The organism is Alcanivorax sediminis (genome assembly GCF_009601165.1).
Classification (GTDB): domain Bacteria; phylum Pseudomonadota; class Gammaproteobacteria; order Pseudomonadales; family Alcanivoracaceae; genus Alcanivorax; species Alcanivorax sediminis.
In genome coordinates this window covers 502,226-520,577 of record NZ_WIRE01000001.1, presented here as the reverse complement: position 1 = coordinate 520,577, position 18,352 = coordinate 502,226, and the positions used below count along the sequence as shown (strand labels likewise).

General features: G+C 53.4%; 20 protein-coding genes. 6 read left to right on the top strand and 14 right to left on the bottom strand.

Features of this window, described 5'->3' with window-relative positions:
- Positions 1 to 99 precede the first annotated feature (99 nt).
- The gene (mmsB, locus tag GFN93_RS02170; RefSeq protein WP_153498784.1) at positions 100 to 990 is read left to right on the top strand and encodes a 3-hydroxyisobutyrate dehydrogenase; all 891 of its coding nucleotides are present in this window, start codon (positions 100 to 102) and stop codon (positions 988 to 990) included.
- A gap of 171 nt (positions 991 to 1,161) precedes the next feature.
- On the opposite strand, the gene GFN93_RS02165 is transcribed toward mmsB, so the two are convergent.
- The 13 genes from GFN93_RS02165 to GFN93_RS02105 all read right to left on the bottom strand — a co-directional run bounded on the left by GFN93_RS02165 (position 1,162) and on the right by GFN93_RS02105 (position 10,468).
- The gene (locus GFN93_RS02165; protein ID WP_153498783.1) at positions 1,162 to 1,530 is read right to left on the bottom strand and encodes a group I truncated hemoglobin; all 369 of its coding nucleotides are present in this window, start codon (positions 1,528 to 1,530) and stop codon (positions 1,162 to 1,164) included.
- A gap of 250 nt (positions 1,531 to 1,780) precedes the next feature.
- Positions 1,781 to 3,562 carry a hypothetical protein gene (locus GFN93_RS02160; RefSeq protein WP_153498782.1) on the bottom strand — a complete coding sequence of 594 codons (1,782 nt, stop codon included), beginning with the start codon at positions 3,560 to 3,562 and terminating at the stop codon, positions 1,781 to 1,783.
- A gap of 477 nt (positions 3,563 to 4,039) precedes the next feature.
- Positions 4,040 to 4,462: an SRPBCC family protein gene (locus GFN93_RS02155; RefSeq protein ID WP_153498781.1), complete on the bottom strand. Its 423-nt coding sequence runs from the start codon at positions 4,460 to 4,462 to the stop codon at positions 4,040 to 4,042.
- A gap of 69 nt (positions 4,463 to 4,531) precedes the next feature.
- A complete protein-coding gene (locus GFN93_RS02150; RefSeq protein ID WP_208993711.1) occupies positions 4,532 to 4,675 on the bottom strand; it encodes a hypothetical protein in 144 nt (47 codons plus the stop codon).
- A 251-nt stretch (positions 4,676 to 4,926) separates the two neighbouring features.
- On the bottom strand, positions 4,927 to 5,364 hold the full coding sequence (locus GFN93_RS02145; protein ID WP_194285731.1) for a glutaredoxin family protein: 438 nt from the start codon (positions 5,362 to 5,364) through the stop codon (positions 4,927 to 4,929).
- A gap of 100 nt (positions 5,365 to 5,464) precedes the next feature.
- Positions 5,465 to 6,058, bottom strand: coding sequence for a hypothetical protein (locus GFN93_RS02140; RefSeq protein WP_153498779.1), 594 nt, complete (start codon positions 6,056 to 6,058; stop codon positions 5,465 to 5,467).
- Between the two features lie 53 nt (positions 6,059 to 6,111).
- Positions 6,112 to 6,399: a hypothetical protein gene (locus GFN93_RS02135; RefSeq protein ID WP_153498778.1), complete on the bottom strand. Its 288-nt coding sequence runs from the start codon at positions 6,397 to 6,399 to the stop codon at positions 6,112 to 6,114.
- 74 nt (positions 6,400 to 6,473) lie between these two features.
- The gene (locus tag GFN93_RS02130; protein ID WP_153498777.1) at positions 6,474 to 7,262 is read right to left on the bottom strand and encodes an SIR2 family NAD-dependent protein deacylase; all 789 of its coding nucleotides are present in this window, start codon (positions 7,260 to 7,262) and stop codon (positions 6,474 to 6,476) included.
- The gene (locus tag GFN93_RS02125) at positions 7,262 to 7,816 is read right to left on the bottom strand and encodes a non-canonical purine NTP pyrophosphatase (RefSeq protein WP_153498776.1); all 555 of its coding nucleotides are present in this window, start codon (positions 7,814 to 7,816) and stop codon (positions 7,262 to 7,264) included. Before GFN93_RS02125 ends, GFN93_RS02130 begins: the two co-directional genes overlap by 1 nt.
- A gap of 168 nt (positions 7,817 to 7,984) precedes the next feature.
- Positions 7,985 to 8,179, bottom strand: a complete 195-nt coding sequence (locus tag GFN93_RS02120; RefSeq protein WP_153498775.1) for an RNA polymerase sigma factor region1.1 domain-containing protein — start codon at positions 8,177 to 8,179, stop codon at positions 7,985 to 7,987.
- Between the two features lie 93 nt (positions 8,180 to 8,272).
- Positions 8,273 to 8,638, bottom strand: coding sequence for a hypothetical protein (locus GFN93_RS02115; protein WP_153498774.1), 366 nt, complete (start codon positions 8,636 to 8,638; stop codon positions 8,273 to 8,275).
- A 52-nt stretch (positions 8,639 to 8,690) separates the two neighbouring features.
- Positions 8,691 to 9,086 carry a hypothetical protein gene (locus tag GFN93_RS02110; RefSeq protein WP_153498773.1) on the bottom strand — a complete coding sequence of 132 codons (396 nt, stop codon included), beginning with the start codon at positions 9,084 to 9,086 and terminating at the stop codon, positions 8,691 to 8,693.
- A 311-nt stretch (positions 9,087 to 9,397) separates the two neighbouring features.
- The gene (locus GFN93_RS02105) at positions 9,398 to 10,468 is read right to left on the bottom strand and encodes a fatty acid desaturase (RefSeq protein WP_153498772.1); all 1,071 of its coding nucleotides are present in this window, start codon (positions 10,466 to 10,468) and stop codon (positions 9,398 to 9,400) included.
- Positions 10,469 to 10,560: 92 nt separating this feature from the next.
- On the opposite strand from GFN93_RS02105, the gene GFN93_RS02100 reads away from it, so the two are divergent.
- Positions 10,561 to 11,553, top strand: a complete 993-nt coding sequence (locus GFN93_RS02100; RefSeq protein ID WP_153498771.1) for a helix-turn-helix transcriptional regulator — start codon at positions 10,561 to 10,563, stop codon at positions 11,551 to 11,553.
- A 282-nt stretch (positions 11,554 to 11,835) separates the two neighbouring features.
- Here GFN93_RS02100 and GFN93_RS02095 read toward each other — a convergent pair whose 3' ends face one another.
- The gene (locus GFN93_RS02095; RefSeq protein WP_153498770.1) at positions 11,836 to 12,666 is read right to left on the bottom strand and encodes an HAD family hydrolase; all 831 of its coding nucleotides are present in this window, start codon (positions 12,664 to 12,666) and stop codon (positions 11,836 to 11,838) included.
- A gap of 240 nt (positions 12,667 to 12,906) precedes the next feature.
- On the opposite strand from GFN93_RS02095, the gene GFN93_RS02090 reads away from it, so the two are divergent.
- The 4 genes from GFN93_RS02090 (at position 12,907) to GFN93_RS02075 (ending at position 18,287) form a co-directional block, all read left to right on the top strand.
- The gene (locus GFN93_RS02090; protein ID WP_235901623.1) at positions 12,907 to 14,076 is read left to right on the top strand and encodes a DcaP family trimeric outer membrane transporter; all 1,170 of its coding nucleotides are present in this window, start codon (positions 12,907 to 12,909) and stop codon (positions 14,074 to 14,076) included.
- 35 nt (positions 14,077 to 14,111) lie between these two features.
- Positions 14,112 to 15,164, top strand: a complete 1,053-nt coding sequence (glsA, locus tag GFN93_RS02085) for a glutaminase A (protein WP_153498769.1) — start codon at positions 14,112 to 14,114, stop codon at positions 15,162 to 15,164.
- The gene (locus GFN93_RS02080) at positions 15,164 to 16,330 is read left to right on the top strand and encodes a DUF481 domain-containing protein (protein WP_153498768.1); all 1,167 of its coding nucleotides are present in this window, start codon (positions 15,164 to 15,166) and stop codon (positions 16,328 to 16,330) included. The genes glsA and GFN93_RS02080 overlap by 1 nt, the downstream gene beginning before the upstream one ends.
- 298 nt (positions 16,331 to 16,628) lie before the next feature.
- Positions 16,629 to 18,287 (top strand): alpha/beta hydrolase family protein, encoded by a 1,659-nt coding sequence (locus GFN93_RS02075; protein ID WP_153498767.1) that lies wholly within the window; start codon positions 16,629 to 16,631, stop codon positions 18,285 to 18,287.
- Positions 18,288 to 18,352 lie beyond the last annotated feature (65 nt).

Below are 18,352 nucleotides of genomic sequence, written 5' to 3'. Positions count from 1 at the left end.
GTTTCGAAAGGCAGGACAGGAAGTTGGGCAAGCCATGCCAGTTCCGTATTCGAATCGAGTGCCGCTCACGCATCCCGAAAGCGATAGGGAGAGATAACAATGAAAATCGGATTCTTCGGTGTAGGTCATATGGGTGGCCCCATGGCGGCGAACCTGGTCAAGGCTGGCCATGAGGTGACGGTTTTTGATCTGGTGCCGGAGCTGTTGCAAGCGGCAGTCAATGACGGCGCATCGGCGGCCAGCAGCGCGGCAGAAGCCGTGCGGGATGCGGATGTTGTTGTCAGCATGTTGCCTTCTGCGGCTGCCGTGCGCGGTCTGTATCTGGGCGGCGACGGTGTGCTGCCCCATATCGATACGCGAGCCTTGATCATCGACTGCTCCACCATCGATGCCGATACCGCCCGTGATGTGGCCAGCATTGCCCACCAGCAAGACAGGCTGATGATTGATGCGCCGGTGTCGGGCGGCGTGGGCGGCGCGAAAGCGGGTACGCTCACCTTTATCTGTGGCGGACCGGAAGCCGCCATCGAGCGTGCCCGGCCGGTACTGGAATGCATGGGCGCGCAGGTGTTCCGGGCAGGGGATAACGGGGCAGGGCAGCTGGCAAAGATCTGCAACAACATGCTCCTCGCCATTCATATGATTGGTACGGCAGAAGCACTGCAGATGGGGGTAGACCATGGCCTCGATCCAGCGGTGCTGTCCGAGATCATGAAAGCCAGTTCGGGAGATAACTGGTCGCTGGACAAGTACAACCCCTGGCCGGGTGTGATGGAAACCGTGCCGGCGTCCAATGAGTATGAGGGTGGCTTTGCGGTGAAGTTGATGAACAAGGATTTGGGCCTGGCCATGCAGGCTGCACTCAGCACCCAGTCAGCTACCCCGATGGGCAACCTGGCCAAATCCCTGTATGCCGCGCATGGCAACCATGGCTATTCCGACAAGGATTTTTCCAGTATCCAGCGCTTCTTTCGGCACAAGCGGGACTGATCGGTGGAGGCGTGCCCACGCGCGGAAAAGGGATAAGTTTCGAGTTGCGAGAAGCGAGTTTCGAAACTCAAAACTCGTTACTCGCTTCTGTCTCTCTGTCGCATGCAGGTAGATCCTGACGAGCATAAGGTTCTCCCACAGGGAAACCGGCATTGGCAGGATCGACAGTGTCTATTTTCCGAGAATTTCCGGTTTCATGTCGTACAGGATTTTCAGCACTTCGGCCTGCTCCAGATCGCCCAGCCCTTCGGACTTCATGGCATCCAGGATATCGTCCAGAGCGGCAACCAGCTCGGCGGCAGTAATGTTCATACCCGCGTGTGCATCGGGCATGGATTTCCCTTCATAGGTTTCTACACCGCTAAGGCCAGTACAAAAGAATTCGGTAGCACTGGCCACCATTTCTTTCTGACTCATATGGGCATTGGTGAAGCGGGTAGAGATGACCGGGTTACTGAAATGATTGGCGACGGCTTTTTCGGTGATGGCGCGGATGCCATTGCGGCCTCCCATGCGTTCATACAGAGACGGGCTATCCATGTTCCTGTCCTCTTGTCGTTACCCCATGTCGTTCTTACCTTACTCTCCATCACGTGAAGGTTCTCAAGCTATTTACTGATTGAAATTGGGTTCACCATTTTTTTCAGCTATGGGCAGGGTTGCACTTTTATGCGGCTGGCGCGGGGAGGGGATATCTCAAATCATGAATAACACGTTTCGATAGCCAGGCGTATTGTCCGGAAAATAAAAAAACGCCCGCATAAGCGGGCGTTTTTATTATGGAAAACGGTTACTGAAGGCTTTCAAGCCACTGCACCAGCTGGGTGGTGTTGTAGCCGTTCTGGGGGTACTCGGAAGCAAACTTGTTGATGTCCTGCTTCACTTCTTCAAGATAGCCAGCGATGGACAACGGCGAGCCATCGAGCAGACCAGCGATCAGGGCGGTCAGCAGAATGTCGGTGGCTTCGGTTTTCTCGGTGACACCCGGGAAGGCATTGACGATCAGCATGACTTCGCCATTGTCGGCCGGATCGCCGAATACTTTCTTCAGCATCTCATCGATCAGGTCGGTGAGTGCGATCGCCTCCGGTACTTCGGCCAGCAGATCGATGGCGGGCTGCAACAGGGCGCCGCTGGTCTGGCCCAGCAGAGTGTCCAGCAGACGGTTGAGTAGCTCGGCCAGTTCCGGCTCGTGGGCCAGTACCGTGTTCAATTGCGCCAGCGAAGTCTGGGCATTGGCCAGGCAGGTCTGCGCATCGCTACCGCACTGGAAGGCCGCCAGGATTTCGTTCAGCAGCGGCTCCGCGGTGGGCAGGGAATCCAGCAGCGGGGAGATCAATGCCAGTGCTTCCGGTGTCAGGTCAGCCAGCAGGTCATCCACATTCAGCGGGATGTCGTTGTTGCCGTCGTCGGCGAGCAGGTCATCGATGATGCCGCCGAGAGCGGGCAACTGCTCGACGATGTCATAGGCAGCCAGCAACTCGTTGAGGAATTCGAACAGGTCGAAGTTGGCCGGGTCGGCTTCGTAGTCGGCATTGATCAGATCGCCAAGGCCGGGAATCGCATCCAGCAGGTCTGGCAGGTCTTCCAGCAAGGAAAGGTTGCTCGGCTCGCCGGTGTCGGTGGCTGGGTCCAACGCAGTGATCAGGTTGTTGATAAAGTCCGGATCCAGCGGTTCGCCGCCAGTGGCTTCCACTACCGGGCCAATCAGTTCGCCACTGTTCAGCAGACAGGTCAGCGGGGCGGTGTCGCTACCACAGATGGCGCCAAGGCCGGCCCCCAGGTTAAGGGTCGCATCGGTATTGCTAACAATTTCAGCCAGGCACTGCTGGGCGTTTGCTTCGCTGGTGCCGTCCATGAGTGCGGCAGCATCAGGACACAGCGCCTGAGACAGGGTGTTGTTGTTGCTGATCAACTGCAGGGCGTTTTCAAGATCCTGGCCGGCAGCGACCAGGCACTGGTACAGGGTCTGGCCTTCCTCACAGTCGAGCAGCTCAATGACTTCTTCCGGTGTGGTTTCCGGATCGCTCTCGATGATATCGACAATACAGTCCTCAACGGTTTCTGCATCCGGGCAGACAAGATCTACCAGGCCATTGTCGTCATCCAGCACATCACCCAGATCGCCGCCGGCGCCTTCCAGGCTCTCGGCCAGACAGGCCGGCAGGAAACTGATGTCGGTGATCTCAGCGATGGGTGTGGTATCCAGTGCCGCCTCGGCGGTGGCCACCGGACACAGGTCTTCAAGATGCTGGTCGTTGTCGTTGTAGATCACGCCCAGGGCTTCATTTTCACAAGCCACCACATCGGCTGCGGTCAGGCTGGCGCCATTTACCAGCGTGGCGCTCAATTGCGGGCACACCGTGGCGATGAACTGGTTGTTGCTATACACCAGCTCATTGATCAGCGGATCGTCGCTGACTTCCTCACCGGTAATGCTGCCGGTGCTGCCAGTGGCCTGGTTGTTGGATTTTTTTCCTGAGTCCTGGCCGCCGCCACTGCCACCACCACCGCCGCAGGCGGTAAGCGCAGACACGAGCAAGATCGCCAGAACATAGCGAAGAGTAGACATAAGCAAGCCTCGATCCATGAGTTGATATAGCGGCCCGGCTGTTTCATGGAAAAGCACCGGGCGGTCGTTCCCCTTTGGGCCGAGAGTATAAACGGCCTGAAAAGAAATCATCAGATTTGTGACACGGTTCCGTTGTTGCTCTGTAATGTTGAGGGCTGTGCATTTGCTTTTTAGGGATAAGCTGAATTTCTTATTTTCAAGAGGGTGCCTGGAAGGGCGATAACGCCACCGCGATAAAATTAAGGCATGAAAATGTGTTCGAAGATGCAAAATGCCACTAGGTAGAAATTGCTAGCCGGGCTCCGGCGTTGCTACCTGTGTCGGGGGACAAAGCCCAATTAAGTGGTATACATAAAAATAGAAAATGTTAACTTTGGCGCCGTCGTTCGGGCCTGGATTGTCTGGCAATCCAGGCCGCTTTCGAGCCGGGCAGGAGGGTGCCAGGGGGAGAAGGCGGCACTAACGTCGTCTGTGAGGTCAGGTGCGAGACCGGTGGCGCTGCTCGACGTGCTGCTTGAAATGGTCAAGGATGCCTTGCCAACCTTGGCGCTGCTGCTCGGCAGAATGTTCATCCTCAGCCTCAAAGGTTTCACTCACTTTCACACCACTGGCGGTTTCCTCAAACGTCACCCGCACCACGCGGTCATCTCCCAGTGTGAAGTGGATGTGCTGGTGGAGGGCGATGTCCGTGAAGGTGCCTTCGAAATCAAAACCCATGGAGCCATCCCTGGCCTCCATGCGGTAATTGAAGGTGCCCCCCTTCACCAGATCCAGCGTCGCCCGAGGGCAGCACCACTCTTCAATGGCGTAGTTCCACTGGGTAATGGATTCCGGCGTCACCCAGGCGGCCCAGACGGTCGCCATCGGGGCGTGCACTTGCGTTTCGATAGTGATTTCCATGGTCTCTCCTTTTGCTTGGCCGGGTTCGCGTTGGTGCCCGGCAGAAAGCCGACGCTTCTCTGTAACGTTTCAGCCGGGTTCTGCCGGGATATCGGGCTCCACCAGGTGGGCAAGTTGCTCCAGCGCACTCTTGTCGGTAAAGGCCCGATAGGCCCACTCGGTTGGGGCGCGTAATACCCGGTGCAGCCGGACCGTCCCTGTTTGATTCGCCATCGACTTGCCCTTTCATGTTGAGATTCTCTGCGTCCTCAACCTATCGTCGAACCTGTACGCGGGAAATCGACAAGGCCACAAAAAAAATCAAGAAGCGGGGCTGAAAAGAAGAAGTCCGGAATCAGTGGGCCGGGCGAATGTTTGGAAAGAAGTGGCTCGGTGGGCTCCGCTCTGGCGCCATGAGCTGGGCGGCAGGCCCTGCCACGGCGGACCGAGGGCAGGAACCCTGGCGCGCCGAACGTTCGAAGTGATTACTGGTAGAGCTTTTCAAACCCAGAAGGGCTGAATCCATTCATGCGCTGATTGCCGACCAGAATGATGGGCACCCCTTTGCCATTCAGCTGCTTGAAGCCTCGCTTGCCCTGTTCACTGGTTTCAATATCGTAATCCGTATAGGGGATACCTTTACGGTCAAAATAGCGCTTGGCTTTGGCGCACACGCCGCACCAAACGGCGGAATACATGATCACTTTTTTGGCTCGCGTGGATTTCGGCAAGGGAATGTTGAGGCTTTCGTAGGTGACGCTCTCGTAAGTATTGATTTTCAGCTGCAGAGATTCGGATTGATGCTCTTCAGGGGCTTGGTCAGAAAAATGGACTTTCCCCTGGTCGTCGACCCACCGATAAATCTCGGACGCACCTGTGCTGATCGTCATCATTAGCAAGAAAAAGGGAAGAATAAGTTTCATAACATTACCGACGTCAAAAGTGCATTCCTGAGTGTGTCCGAGCATGTTTACAGTGGCTGGTTTTAGCTAGGAACGAGCGGAGATTTGGTCCTGCCGCTTGTTATATTTTTTGGCGGAACTCATCACCATAGATGCGCTCACCAATCATAATGAGTACTTTCTCAAGACTCTCATCCCAGTCATTCAGCAACTGGAAAATATCTGCCTGCAGCGAAAGGTGCCCGCTCACGTGGTTGGCAGAATACCCTTCGACTCGGCCAACACGCATGGCGTGTCTGGCGAGGATAAAGCTATGCTGTTCGTCCCCCCTGCCACGGTTTGGTGAGTGAGCCGAAAAGCTGTTTCTGAAATTTACGATATCTGCGGTCTTAATTGGATCCAACCCATCAGTAACACCGAGCTCTCGGCACAATACTAGAGTAGCCTGCTGTTGCATGTAACAGGCGTTGAGAAGGCCGTAGTAGAGTAGATATAACGTGCCAAAGTCTGACTTTTGAAAGTCCGAACCCTTGAAAGAAACTTTCGCTAACTGCGTGTCCTCTAACAAGTAAAAGGCATCCAGAATGAAATTGTACGACCGTGAATCCTTGACACCGACAAAGCGATACAAATCACTGTCACCTTTATCGTGATCTGTTGCGATATCAGAGAGATCTGAGCGAATCGCCTGGACAACCTTGTCGATTGTGCTCATAACTTCCCTTAAATATAACGCTGCGGACACGCGCTTGTCGCGTGCTTGCCTTGTTAAGGGTTTCCGCAGCGGTTCTTCATCTTCATGTCGTTAAAGCACTGAGCGCATATGACTTTAACAGAAGCAAAAGCTTCACTCGTGTCATTCCAATCTCCTTCTCTAAGCAAGACCTTGTCACACTCATCACACCAGGCATTCTCTACTTGGGATCGATCAGGAGAGTCATCATCAGCCGCTAAGTAATAGGTCATTGGAGCATCGGAGCTGCATTGATTTGCAAGATGCTGGCAAACCAAGGCATACCCAGATGAGCCATGAATTCTGCAATTTACTTTTTCCATGCACCATCCTTAACGTCCGCGTAATAGGCGCGAGCTTGTGAGCGTCCTAATTGACGCGTTTGTTAGCTGTTTAGTCACTGAAACTTCTCCAGAAACTCTTGCAATGCCTTTTGGGGATGATCCTCTTTTGATGTGATCATATTTATACCCCACTGATCCAAGATTGCTTCTTGGATGGGGTTTGGCCTATGAGTGAAAACATATGATCGAGGCTGGACGCCACCAACATTGTTGGTTTTCCAGAGCTTTGCCAACTTATAAAACAAGAATCGCAAGTTTACATCCGTCAAGCTATAGCCGATAAACAAAACGGATTTTCCAAGAACATCGGACCTAAGTTTTATATCCAAAGGCGTTTCGAATTCAAGCCTTTCGAAGTAGCTTGATTCATCCAAAACGATTGTATCGTCGTTATCGAAGTCACCATGAAACTTAATAATCTGCGTGACCCTATCTTTGATAAGGGGGATGTCGGAAACTCCAGCTATTTTAGTAAATCGCTTTTGATAAAGTTCAAACGACTTTTCAATCCAGCGGTCATAGTTAGTCGTGTAGATAATGGGAAACTTTGAATTTGCAATTAGCTTGTGGATTTCGGAGTCTGCAAGATTCACTTTTTCGGAATGCCAGTTTGTATCCATCCAGCTCCTGAGAGGCCCGATACTTCCTTTTTTTACACGATAGTATTCAGCTAACGCCAAGCTTTCGCCAAAAGATTTATAAATTTCCGGATCATATCCAAGCTCTTTCGCGATGTGATCTATTAACTCTGACCAAGTTGGAAGACCAAGATTCTTTGATACGCCTGCGCCGACGAACAAAATTACATTTCTTTCTCGATAGGAGGAAATCAACTCATCCATTACAAGACCTCCTTCTGCAAGAATTCTCGAAACCGATCAAAGGCGATTTTTCTCATGGATATGTTATTCTTCTCCTCGCCAAGTTCTGCGAAGGTCTTGTCATAGCCTTTGGGTATAAAAACACAATCCCATTGAAAATCTCGGTTACCTCTCGGTTCTTTAGAAATATTTCCCTCTACTTCGCCTTCAAATACATGGATTTTTTTAGAATCACAGAAGGCGATAACGGTTTTCGCCGTTAATTCAGTATTCTCAAGACTCCCAAGTAATTTGGAAAAATTATCTGCCTTTAACTTATCCCAGAAAACCTGAGTCAAACCACCAGGAAAACCTTGCAAACTATTAATATAAAGCCCTGTGTGCTCTATAAAAACAGGCCGCCCTATCATATTAAAAGCCTTCAGAACCTTATCTCTGACTATATCCTGAATATCTTCGGTTTGAATTTCATGGATTTTTAAAGGTACATCTACGATCGAAACACCTATATCACCTAGAATCGCTTCAACCTCTCTCGCCTTATGAGGGTTCTTTGTTACAAATCTTATTTCCATTTTTTCGCTCGATATGCGATTTGACAGCTAACGCCCCGGGCAGCGGGCAAATTGGAGCGAGGGACGAGCGGAAATTTGATCCGCCTGCCGCGGCTTGTTATGCATTACGTATATCCACTTAACTTAAAGCCCCATTCAAACCCCACACTTTCCAAGTAACCAGAAAGATCAGCAGGAAATTTCGAAGCCCATATCGTTTAACATAGCTGCTATATCCTCAACTTGATCACTATCAGTGACCCCTCTAGATGCAAGGCATTTAACCAGCTCTTCAAAGCTCACCACTCCTGAGGCAGCCGCCTTGTCGATTATGGCCTGAAGACAACCTCCGTCTTCATCAAGATCAACAGCTAGTTCTGGCATGCAACACCTCACTCACGGCATAACGCCTTGAATAAGCCGCCGATTTGGAGCGACAGCGGAAAATCGGTCGGCTTGATTCACTTGTTAGGCGGACTACCAAGTTCGCCATTCCGATGCGACCCCATCCCCACCACCGTACTTTAATGGATCCAGACCCACGGCTTTTGCTATTTCATCATATAGCTCACACAAGGTCTCACGCTCACCAGTTTCAATTAGTGAAGGAACTTGGTCGCTGAGCGAGTTCATAGAAACAACAGAACTTTCAAAAGCCTGGATGATTTCCTTGTGGGTTAAAGAGTCTTCCTCCAGAACCCTGACCAAATTTAGGACGATACTCCTGGCTTTGTCACAATTCTCTTTTGAGTACTGCTCCATGCCAATCTCTTGGCCGTCCTCATACCAATAAGTGAATGTGGCATCAATTTCTTCTATCAATTCTTGAGGGATCAAACTCATGCTTTGAATCGCCTAACGCTGCCAACACGCGCATGTCGCGTGCTTGGTCTTGTTATACATTGAACAAACCCCTAATCCTGGATATTTCACACTCAGCTATACTGCGAAGGTGCTCAGGAGGACTTGCTGCGATGAAGCGCTGCGCATTCTCTATCGCCCCACGAGGGTTGTTATTTGCGAGAAGGTGCTGATTTTGAATGAGTAGATCTCCCAACTCGCGGTTGAAGCCGCCTTCGTTTAAATCTGCGCCAACCTGATTCTCGGAAAGATCGGGATTCTCATGATCTATCGCAGCGTTAATCTCAAATATGTTTGCTAGGGCTGCACCTATACGAAGCGTATGTGCTGATGGATTACTAAGCCCTGAATCGGCTATTAGTTTTTGCGCTCTACTGACAGCGTCAGCCGCCTCATCTAGTGCTGCTTTGAGAGCTTCTATCTTGCTCATGCGTATCCCGTATAACAGCGTATTAATTAGAACGTTCCGTATAACTCGGTTCTATATAACTCTGGAACCCTCGTACACACTCCCCGATAAAAATCCTGCCATAACAAAGGCTTGAGATGCTATAGCCAATCTCCTACACAGAGTTATAAGGAACCTTCCTTATAACTCCGGGCGGATAATTCTGGATACGGTCACAGCAAAGTGTTTGATTATAAAGAGAATTGCAAAGGCAGGCGGAGTCTGGAGGAGGGCTTTCCGTTGAAAACAGAAAAGCCCGCACAAGGCGGGCTTCGGGTGGTGAGCGCTTTTGATCAGGCCGCTTGCGGTTTTTCGTGCATGCGGTTGGCGCGGCGGAAGGTGCCGAGATCGTTGAAGCGTACGCCGTTTTCCTTCAACACCACATGGGCGCGCTTGGCGGTCATCTGGCGGATATAGAAGGGGTCGCGGACCACAAAATGGTGGATGGCGTGGGTGCTGCCGAAGTTGAAGCAGAACGCCTGCATGGGCCACAGCCACCACACATTCAGGACCTGACACTGTTCAGTGATCTTGCCCGGCTCATTGTCGCCATAGTAGTGCATGTTGGACGAGATGAAGTGCAGGCAGAAGGTGCGCAGCATGTTCGGGGCGATCAGCACCACGATCAGCGGGGTGATCCAGCTCAGCTGTGCGGTGACCACTTCCGGCCAGGCCACACTGGTGCCTGCCATCCAGGCAACGCCATTGATCAGGTGGTAGAGCACAAAGAAGTGCCAGATCGCGTGGGTCGCGATGCCCAGCGGGCTGTAGCTGACCAGGCTGATCAGGCGGAAGTTCTTCAGGTCCTGTTTGGTGATCAGGCCGCGACGGTAAAGACGCGTGGGTTCGGTGAGGTATTTGCCCACACGCAGGTACACGGACAGCATGCCATCACCCACCATCAGCAGACGCTTGAGACCCCACTTTTCACCGTTGGTGATGCCGCGCTCTTCCAGATCGGTTTCCATGCCGGAATGCTTGTGATGATGGAAATGCAGGTGACGGCGAATCCACGGATTGATGACGTTGGGGCGCAACAGGTAGATGCCGGTCATCATCAGGTTATGCATGAACTTGTTCTTCTTGAAATACATCAAGTGAATCAGGTCATGTTCCAGTTCATGCAACAATGAGGTCCAGAAGGCGGTGAGCACAATCACGGCCCAGGCTGGCATGATACCTTGCAGGTAGAGCACGGCGTTGACCACGGTGCCGATGACTGCAAGGCTGAAAATGCCGAAGCCGATGGCGTTCTGGTGCTTGAGCCAGCCGTGGCGTTGCCGTATATCATCACTGATGGCGATGATTTCACGCTGTATTGTTTTATCTGTTGCGGACTTGCCGCGAGCAGGTGCTGTAGCCATGGGAAATCTCCATTTCTCGATGGAGACCACTTTAGGTGGGGCCGGGAAGAAAAACTCGGCTTTGCCCGCCAACCGTTTGACCGGGGACGCCAATGTCAGAAAAAAAACAGGCGACAGCGCTACTCATGGGGCCATTGCTCCATTTGTTGCATGAACGTGGCCTGGATGGGGAGGCGATTCTGCGTCGCAATGGCCTGGATCCTGCTGTTATTCGTGATCCGGAAGCCAAGCTGGATGCGGCCATTACCACGGCCTTGCTGGATGACTGTCTGCAGGAGCTGGGCGACCCCGGAATGGCCATCGAGGTGGCGCGCCATGCGGAGTACAGCACTTTCGGGGCGCTGGGCCTGGCGGTGGCAGCGGGGGGCGATCTGTACAGCGTGCTCAACCGTATCACCCGTTTTCACCGGCTGATCAGTGATCTGGTGGTAACGGACCTGGTTGCCGACGATGACAGTGTGGCGTTGTGTTTCCGCTCCAATACGGACCATCAACCTCACCCCCAGGCGATTGCCTTTGTGATGGCCACCATTGTCCGGCTGCTGCGTATTCGTATTCATCGGGAGCATAACCCGGTGGCCGTATCCGTGCCGGAATGGGTGGAAGAGGGGCTGCGACAGGCCATGGCAAGGTATTTGCGCTGTGAAGTGACCGTGGCGGACCATTACACCCTGGCGTTCGACAAGGCCAATGCCCAGCAAATGCTGGCCGCCAGTGATACCCAGCTGGCCGCCATGCTGGATGCCACCCTGGCGCAGCGTCTGGCCGAGGCAGAGCAGTCTTCCCTGGCCAGCAGGCTGACCCTGTGGATCGAGCAACGGTTGCCGGATGGTGAGCCTGCCCAGGCGGATGCGGCAGAGGAGTGCTGCATGAGCACCCGCAGCCTGCAGCGCCGGCTGAGTGATGAAGGTCTGAGCTGGAAACAGCTGCTGGAAGATACCCGCAAGACACTGGTGGAGCGCCACCTGCGCACTCCGGGCATGACCGTCACGCAGATGGCGTTTTTGTTGGGTTTTTCAGAGGTGAGTGCGTTCTCGCGGGCGTTCAAGAAGTGGTACGGAGTATCGCCGAGCCAGTTCAAGTAGCCGGGCGATGTGCAGTTTGAGGTGCCTTGTTCGTTCAGCAAGCTGAATCTCCCACAGAATCACAGCCTCGGAGCTAAACAGGATGGGTTTCCTGTAGGAGGCTCAACTTGTTGAGCGAATGGGCCGTGGAATCGGGTGTGAGTAGCGAGTTATGAGTTACGAAAAACACCCCGTTCACAAAGCCGGACTGTTTGGCTTTTCGCAACTCGCAACTCGCAACTCGCAACTCGCAACTCAACACTCACCTATTCGCCCAGGCAAGCTGAGCTCCTGAATAAACTTTCAGGTTCGGGCGCGTTCTACCCGTTTATGTTGGGCGAGCAGGTGGCGGGCAAGATCGGTGAGTTCGGCGATGCTGCCGACCACGGCATCCGGGCGATGGGGGTGCTTGATGGTGTCCGGGAAAATCTTGTCCAGCCAGGCCTGGCCCCATCCGGCACCATTGTAGAAGATCGAGGTGATGCCGGCTTCCTTGGCAGCGATCACATCGGTGGTGCTGTCGCCGATATACCAGCAATCACGGGCAGGTTTCAGGTCCAGGTCGGCCAGGGCTTTGAGTAGCATGTCCGGGGCCGGCTTGCGTTCTGCCACATCGCTGCCGCACACCACCACATCAAACAGGTCTTCCCAACCAGTGCCATCCACCAGAGCCAATTCGTGCTCCAGGAAATCCCGTTTACGATTGGAAATCAGACCGGTTTTGATGCCGATAGCGCGAAGGTGCTCCAGCTGTTCACGAATGTCGCTTTCCAGAGGGAACACATCTTCCACGTACTTTTTATAGGCGTTATCGAAGGCCTGATGGGCACGGCCCTTGGCATCCTGATCACTACCGAACAGCACTTCAAAAATATCGGTGCGGGAAATCTTGCGCTGGGCGACGATTTTGGGGTGCAGACGCTGGTTGTCCTTCACATAGATCAGCAGCTTGGCGTCTTCAATGGTTTTGGAATCTTCCGGATCGAGCAGCCGGTCCCACAGGTTCAGTTCCTTGAGGTGCGGGAGCACATCGTCCACGGCGTGATACATGGCGTCGTGGGTATCTACCAGGGTGGCGTGCCAATCCAGAAGAATAACCTCCGGATGGGCGTCGGGTAGCTGCAGGATGCTCATGGACTAATCCCCACTCTCAAAGAATGCTTTTCTATAGTGAATACCGGCGATCAAGGTGCCGTCAAAGTCTGTTGTGACGCTGTTGTCATTATCTGCCAGGAATTTGATGGCAGGATCGTGACTACGGTTCAGATCTATGTTCATATCAGTGCAGGAAAAGATGCAACACGGTAGTGTCATTGCTGCTGATTCCGTGCCAGGGAGCGGCAGCGGTAATAAGGACAACCAGGGATGAACATCATGGGTAAAACCTTTCCTCTCAAGGCGCTCAGTGCTGCTGTACTGATGGCGCCTGTCGCTTGTGTAGCTGCGGATTCCGACTCCTCCTTTGAAGTGTACGGCTTTGGCATGGTGGATTATGTTCAGGGCTTCGATCGTGTGACTCCAGAATGGGAAGACACGCTCAGACCCGGTCGTATCCCCTACGATCAGGATACAGTTGGCAGTGATGGCCAGGCAGTGCTCAGCGTTCGTCAGAGTCGCCTGGGCGTGAACGCCAGTACCATGGCCGGCGATGCGCCGCTGACCACCAAATTCGAATTCGACATGTTCGGTGTTGGCCCTGATGAGGGTCAGACCACCATCCGCTTGCGCCATGCCTACGGTGAGTGGAAATCCATTCTTGCCGGCCAGACCAACAGTGTCTTCATGGATGGCGATGTGTTCCCCAATACCATCGATTATTGGGGCCCGTCGGGCATGGTGTTCCTGCGCAATCCGCAAATTCGCTGGACGCCGGTGAAAGGTGATTCCACCTTTGCGGTGGCCATCGAAAACCCGGGCAGCGGTGTGGATGCCGGCAATGATCCCAATACCGTTTCCGGTGATGACGAATACCCGGATCTCACCGCGCATTTCCGCCAGGTTGGTGACTGGGGGCATTTCCAGGTAGCCGGTATCCTGCGTCAGGTGGGCTATGACTCCCCTGGAAACCTGGATGCGGAGCCCGATGACAGCGAACTGGGCTGGGGGGTAAACCTGACCGGCACCATCAACATGTTCGAGAAAGACCGCATTGTATTGGGCGTAGTGCACGGTGAAGGCATTTCCAACTATCTCAATGACGGCGGTGTGGATATGGCACCGGACGGTGATGCCGCGGACCCGGACTACCAGGTGGTTCCACTCACCGGGCTGGTGGCCTACTACGACCACTACTGGAATGACCAGTACAGCTCTTCCATCGGCTATAGCTCAACGGAAATCGACAACATGGATTTCCAGACCGCCGAGGCCTTTGAGAAAGGAGAGTATGCCTCCGTCAACCTGCTCCATACCCCCAACGACAAGGTGTTGATGGGTGTGGAATACCTGTTTGGCAAGCGTACCTCCAACGATGGCACTACCGGTTTTGACCGCCGTGTTCAGTTCAGCGTGAAGTACAGCTTTTCCAGTGGAAACCTGCTCTAGAAAGCAGGGCATCTCATTCAGAGGGAGCACGAGCAATGCAATATTCACGTAAGTTTTTCAGCCTGCTGTTCGCCGGCATGCTGGCCATGGCCAGCGCCAGCTGTTCGGCCGAGCCGGGTGCTGCGGCGCCCATGGACAGCAAGCTGACCGAAAAGAACATCAATGAAGCGCTCAAGAAAGCCTATGACAAGTACAAGGGCCTCAAGGAAGGCGCCAACGCGGATTACATCCCCGCGCTGGACAAGGTGGATTCCAATATTTTTGGCATCGTGTTGGTAACGGTGGATGGCAAGGTGTACAGCGTGGGTGACATCACCTCCGAGGTTTCCATCCAGTCCATCTCCAAGGTCTTCACCATGGCGCTGGTCACCGAAGAAAAAGGCATTAATGCATTGCCCGACAATGTGGGTGTGGATGCCACCGGCCAGGTGTTCAATTCGATCTATGCCATTGAGCAAAACAAGGGCCATGAGATGAATCCGCTGGTGAATGCCGGCGCGATCACCACCACCAGCATGGTGGCAGGAAAAAGTTATAACGAAATCTGGAACAAGATACTCGACTACTATGGCGAATTTGCCGGCCGCAAGCTGACGGTGCTGGAAGATATCTACCAGTCGGAAGCAGCCACCAACCAGCGCAACCAGGCCATTGCCCACCTGATGTATGCCTATGGTCATATCGAAGGGGATCCGCTGCAGGCAACCGACATTTATACCCGTCAGTGCTCCGTGGGCGTGAATGCGAAGGATCTGGCGGTCATGGCTTCCACTCTTGCCAATGCGGGCACCAATCCGGTAACCGGCAAGTCTCTGGTTAAAGCGGCTGACGTGCCGGAAATTCTGGCGGTGATGTCCACCGCAGGCCTCTATGATGACGCTGGCAAGTGGCTGTACAAGACCGGCCTGCCCGCCAAGAGTGGCGTTGGGGGTGGTATCATTGCCATCTCCCCGGGCAAGTTCGGCATTGCGGCTATCTCGCCGCCACTGGATGCCGCGGGGAACAGCGTACGCGCCCAGAAAGCCATTGCTGATATTTCAGCGGCGCTGGGTGGCAACCCCTACGAGGTTCAACCCTACGGTAAGTAATGTCTGATGATCGCTTCGCCGGGCTGATGTTGTCAGCACCGGCCCGTGCCTGCGTTTCAACCGCGGGATTCCGCAAGGCAGCCATCCTGGCTGCCTCTTTCGTTGTGTCTGCGTTGCCTGTTTGTGCATACGCGGAGCAGACCTTCGACAGTGCCGCAAGACCACCGGAAACCTGGACGCCGCCTGCATTCGATGTGCAACAGTGGGACTGGATTCAGGTGGATACCGGCGAGTGGGTAAAAGGGCGCCTCAAGGTGCTGCACGATGAGTCTGTGGAGATCGACAGCGACCACTTCGATCTGATCTCCATCGACTGGGAAGACATTACCTATATCCGAACCGGGCGAGTCATGTCGGTGTTGCTGGAGGGCGGCGAGGTGGTTCTGGGTCGGCTGACCACCGAGAGTGGCAGATTGATGGTAGGAGGCGAACCGGTAAGGTTTGCGGACGTGGTCGGTATTGCCACGGCTTCACCACGGGAGTTTGACCTGTGGTCAGCGGATGTCTCCGTGGGCATGAACTTTCGTAGCGGCAATGTGGAACAGAAAGACATCAATACCAAGCTGGTGCTCAAGCGGCGAACGGTAAAGAACAACACAAGAATGAGCTACACGGGTAACTACTCTGAGTCATCTTCGGAGCAGATTGCCAACAACCATACCGCCGAAGTGACGCATGATTACCGGGTCAGCAATCGCTGGTTCTTTCGTCCGGTACAGGCGCAATACTATCGTGACCCTTTTCAGAACCGTGCAGCAGAATGGACGTTGGGTTTTGGTGCCGGTTTTCAGATATTCGATAGTCCCAAGCTGGACTGGAGCATTGCGGCCGGCCCAGGTTATCAGCGTACTGAGTATGTGGACGTGGCGCCCGGAGAAGACAGAACCGTATCCACCCCCGCCTTTCTGATCGGCAGCTTTTATGACAGTGAAATCACGGAGAATATTGATTTCCTGGCCGAGTATCAGGTGACGTTGACTGAGCCCAAGGGCGGAAGAGCCAAACATGATTTTTATATGGCCCTGGATGTGGACTTGACCAGCCGCCTGGATCTTCGCCTGGCCGGCACCTGGAAGCGTATCGAGAGTCCGCAGCCAGACAGCGATGGAATTACCCCGGAAAAAGATGACTTCACGGCCACGTTAGGGCTATCCCTCGAGATCTGATTTCGCCTGTGTGTGTCGCGTTATCGGAAGTGGCGTTGAAAGCCCTCGCTGATGTGCGGCTCACAGCGCCTAATCGTGGTTAAAGGCATTGCTCACCAGCAGGTTGTTCATGATACCTGGGTATAATCTTCAAGATTTCCAAGGACATTCTTCTGGTTAGGAATTTCTGATTTCCTTTCTAGCATACAAGTTAAAAATCATCTCAAATCAGTGATCTGGTTCACTTCTCGATAGATGCGCCAGCATGCTCGTTCTATTCTCGGATGACATTCCAGGCGCCATATCGGGAGGCGTTGTCATGGGCAGATACTTCAATCAAGGTAAACGCTGCGCGTCTATTATTCTGTTGTGGGTGGCCAGTGGAAACCTGATGGCCGCCATGGATTTTCAGGTCCGTGTCTTTGCCGTTGGGGAAGGCAATGTGGTCCCCCCCAATGAGCCTTTTCCCATCCGTTATGAAGTGACCGGTGATAGCAGTTCTGACCACTACTATTATGTGGATGGCAGTCTCAAGAAAACCCGCAGCAACAGCAGTGCCGGCTCCCAGGCGGGAGAATTTTCGGTGACGTATCCCGGCGGTTTTTCCAACGGCGATCGCAAGACCATTGCAGTCTGTCTTGATCATCAGGGTGATCTGGTATGCGATGACGTGAGTGTGCGAGCGGGATCGGTGTTGCAACTGGACCAGGCAGTGGAAGTGCATACGGTGGGCATCAATAATCATGTCCCTGCCGGGCAGAAATTCGACATATTCTATGACGTACTCAAACCCACCAGCTCCAGCCATTACTATTATGTGGATGGTGACCTGGCGGCAACGCAGAGCAAGGGATCGAACAAGGACGGTGAGTTTTCGATTACCTATCCGTGGGGCCTGGCCGTGGGCGAAACCACCCATGTGGAAATCTGTGTCGATACGAACACAGCACAGGCCTGTGGTTCAAAACTGATCACCGGTGGCCCTGCACCCGCCGGTGGCGATGTGCCGGATCCTTTCGACAGCACGGTAATGGGCGATCACTTTGTTACCTATGGCAGTTGTGATCCGGTATGCGGTTACTACGAGAATATTTATTACGGAGACAGCTCGGTGAGCTGGCTGCCCACCGTTGGCCCGGACAGTGAACCCAATGGTTTGCGCATGGATGTGTATTACCCGACGGCAGATGGCCGTGTGCACAGCGGTAGTGAGCGCAATACCCTGGTGATCTATGCGCACTCAGCCAATCACAACAAGGAAACCATGCTCGGCCCAAAAAAAGGGACGTTGGCCGCTTATTTGGGTATCGAAGGGGGTGGGTCGGGTGGTGTTACGGTCGCTGCACTGGATTTTCGTCATCCCGCCAAGGATGTGGACGGAAATATGTATCCGGTGTCAAAAGATGATATGAGCCATGCGGTCCAGTTTTTTCGTTATTACGCGGATGTATTCAAGATTAATCCTGATGATATTTTCATTACCGGTTCTTCGTTGGGTGCTGGGGCGGGCATTCATGCAGCGGTGAAAGAGGTGGCTAACCCGGATGATCCTTATCTGGTAAGGCGTGTCTCGTCACGCATTCGCGGGGCGTTCCTGGCAACCGGCCAGAGTTCGTTCTCACCACAATGGTTTAAACGCAATTTTCTGGAAGAGGAGATCTGGCCATATTACCTTCCGGATTTTCATGATGACGAGGAGCGATCCATTTATGGCCATGCTGTGGCCAATGTGGATGAGCATGCCCCGATACTGGAACTAGCCTATGAGCAGGACTTTATCAGCCACAAAGTCACAGCCAGCGAAAAAACCAGTAATGAAGTGGACGTCACGCATCTACCTAACTTTGGATTGGCCCTGCAGAACCAATACAAGCTTCATGGCATTGGTGACCGGATAATGGTGCGGGAAAGCTACGGAGGGTCTTTCGGTGGTGACTCGACGCGATTCATCGAACGAAACCGGTTATCAGGGAATTGATAGACTGTTTGACGTTGAACTTGATGCAGAACGATTGAGAAAAAGGCGAACCGGAAACACATAGT

Excerpts from the sequence above, each read along its gene's own strand:
- GFN93_RS02080 (WP_153498768.1), top strand. The coding sequence starts at position 15,164 with ATGTCTGATGATCGCTTCGCCGGGCTGATGTTGTCAGCACCGGCCCGT.
- GFN93_RS02160 (WP_153498782.1), bottom strand. The coding sequence starts at position 3,562 with ATGTCTACTCTTCGCTATGTTCTGGCGATCTTGCTCGTGTCTGCGCTT.
- GFN93_RS02145 (WP_194285731.1), bottom strand. The coding sequence starts at position 5,364 with ATGAAACTTATTCTTCCCTTTTTCTTGCTAATGATGACGATCAGCACA.
- glsA (WP_153498769.1), top strand. The coding sequence starts at position 14,112 with ATGCAATATTCACGTAAGTTTTTCAGCCTGCTGTTCGCCGGCATGCTG.
- GFN93_RS02130 (WP_153498777.1), bottom strand. The coding sequence starts at position 7,262 with ATGGATGAGTTGATTTCCTCCTATCGAGAAAGAAATGTAATTTTGTTC.
- GFN93_RS02155 (WP_153498781.1), bottom strand. The coding sequence starts at position 4,462 with ATGGAAATCACTATCGAAACGCAAGTGCACGCCCCGATGGCGACCGTC.
- GFN93_RS02165 (WP_153498783.1), bottom strand. The coding sequence starts at position 1,530 with ATGGATAGCCCGTCTCTGTATGAACGCATGGGAGGCCGCAATGGCATC.
- GFN93_RS02125 (WP_153498776.1), bottom strand. The coding sequence starts at position 7,816 with ATGGAAATAAGATTTGTAACAAAGAACCCTCATAAGGCGAGAGAGGTT.
- GFN93_RS02150 (WP_208993711.1), bottom strand. The coding sequence starts at position 4,675 with ATGGCGAATCAAACAGGGACGGTCCGGCTGCACCGGGTATTACGCGCC.
- GFN93_RS02100 (WP_153498771.1), top strand. The coding sequence starts at position 10,561 with ATGTCAGAAAAAAAACAGGCGACAGCGCTACTCATGGGGCCATTGCTC.
- GFN93_RS02095 (WP_153498770.1), bottom strand. The coding sequence starts at position 12,666 with ATGAGCATCCTGCAGCTACCCGACGCCCATCCGGAGGTTATTCTTCTG.
- GFN93_RS02075 (WP_153498767.1), top strand. The coding sequence starts at position 16,629 with ATGGGCAGATACTTCAATCAAGGTAAACGCTGCGCGTCTATTATTCTG.
- GFN93_RS02120 (WP_153498775.1), bottom strand. The coding sequence starts at position 8,179 with ATGCCAGAACTAGCTGTTGATCTTGATGAAGACGGAGGTTGTCTTCAG.
- GFN93_RS02135 (WP_153498778.1), bottom strand. The coding sequence starts at position 6,399 with ATGGAAAAAGTAAATTGCAGAATTCATGGCTCATCTGGGTATGCCTTG.
- GFN93_RS02105 (WP_153498772.1), bottom strand. The coding sequence starts at position 10,468 with ATGGCTACAGCACCTGCTCGCGGCAAGTCCGCAACAGATAAAACAATA.
- GFN93_RS02110 (WP_153498773.1), bottom strand. The coding sequence starts at position 9,086 with ATGAGCAAGATAGAAGCTCTCAAAGCAGCACTAGATGAGGCGGCTGAC.
- GFN93_RS02115 (WP_153498774.1), bottom strand. The coding sequence starts at position 8,638 with ATGAGTTTGATCCCTCAAGAATTGATAGAAGAAATTGATGCCACATTC.
- GFN93_RS02090 (WP_235901623.1), top strand. The coding sequence starts at position 12,907 with ATGGGTAAAACCTTTCCTCTCAAGGCGCTCAGTGCTGCTGTACTGATG.
- GFN93_RS02140 (WP_153498779.1), bottom strand. The coding sequence starts at position 6,058 with ATGAGCACAATCGACAAGGTTGTCCAGGCGATTCGCTCAGATCTCTCT.
- mmsB (WP_153498784.1), top strand. The coding sequence starts at position 100 with ATGAAAATCGGATTCTTCGGTGTAGGTCATATGGGTGGCCCCATGGCG.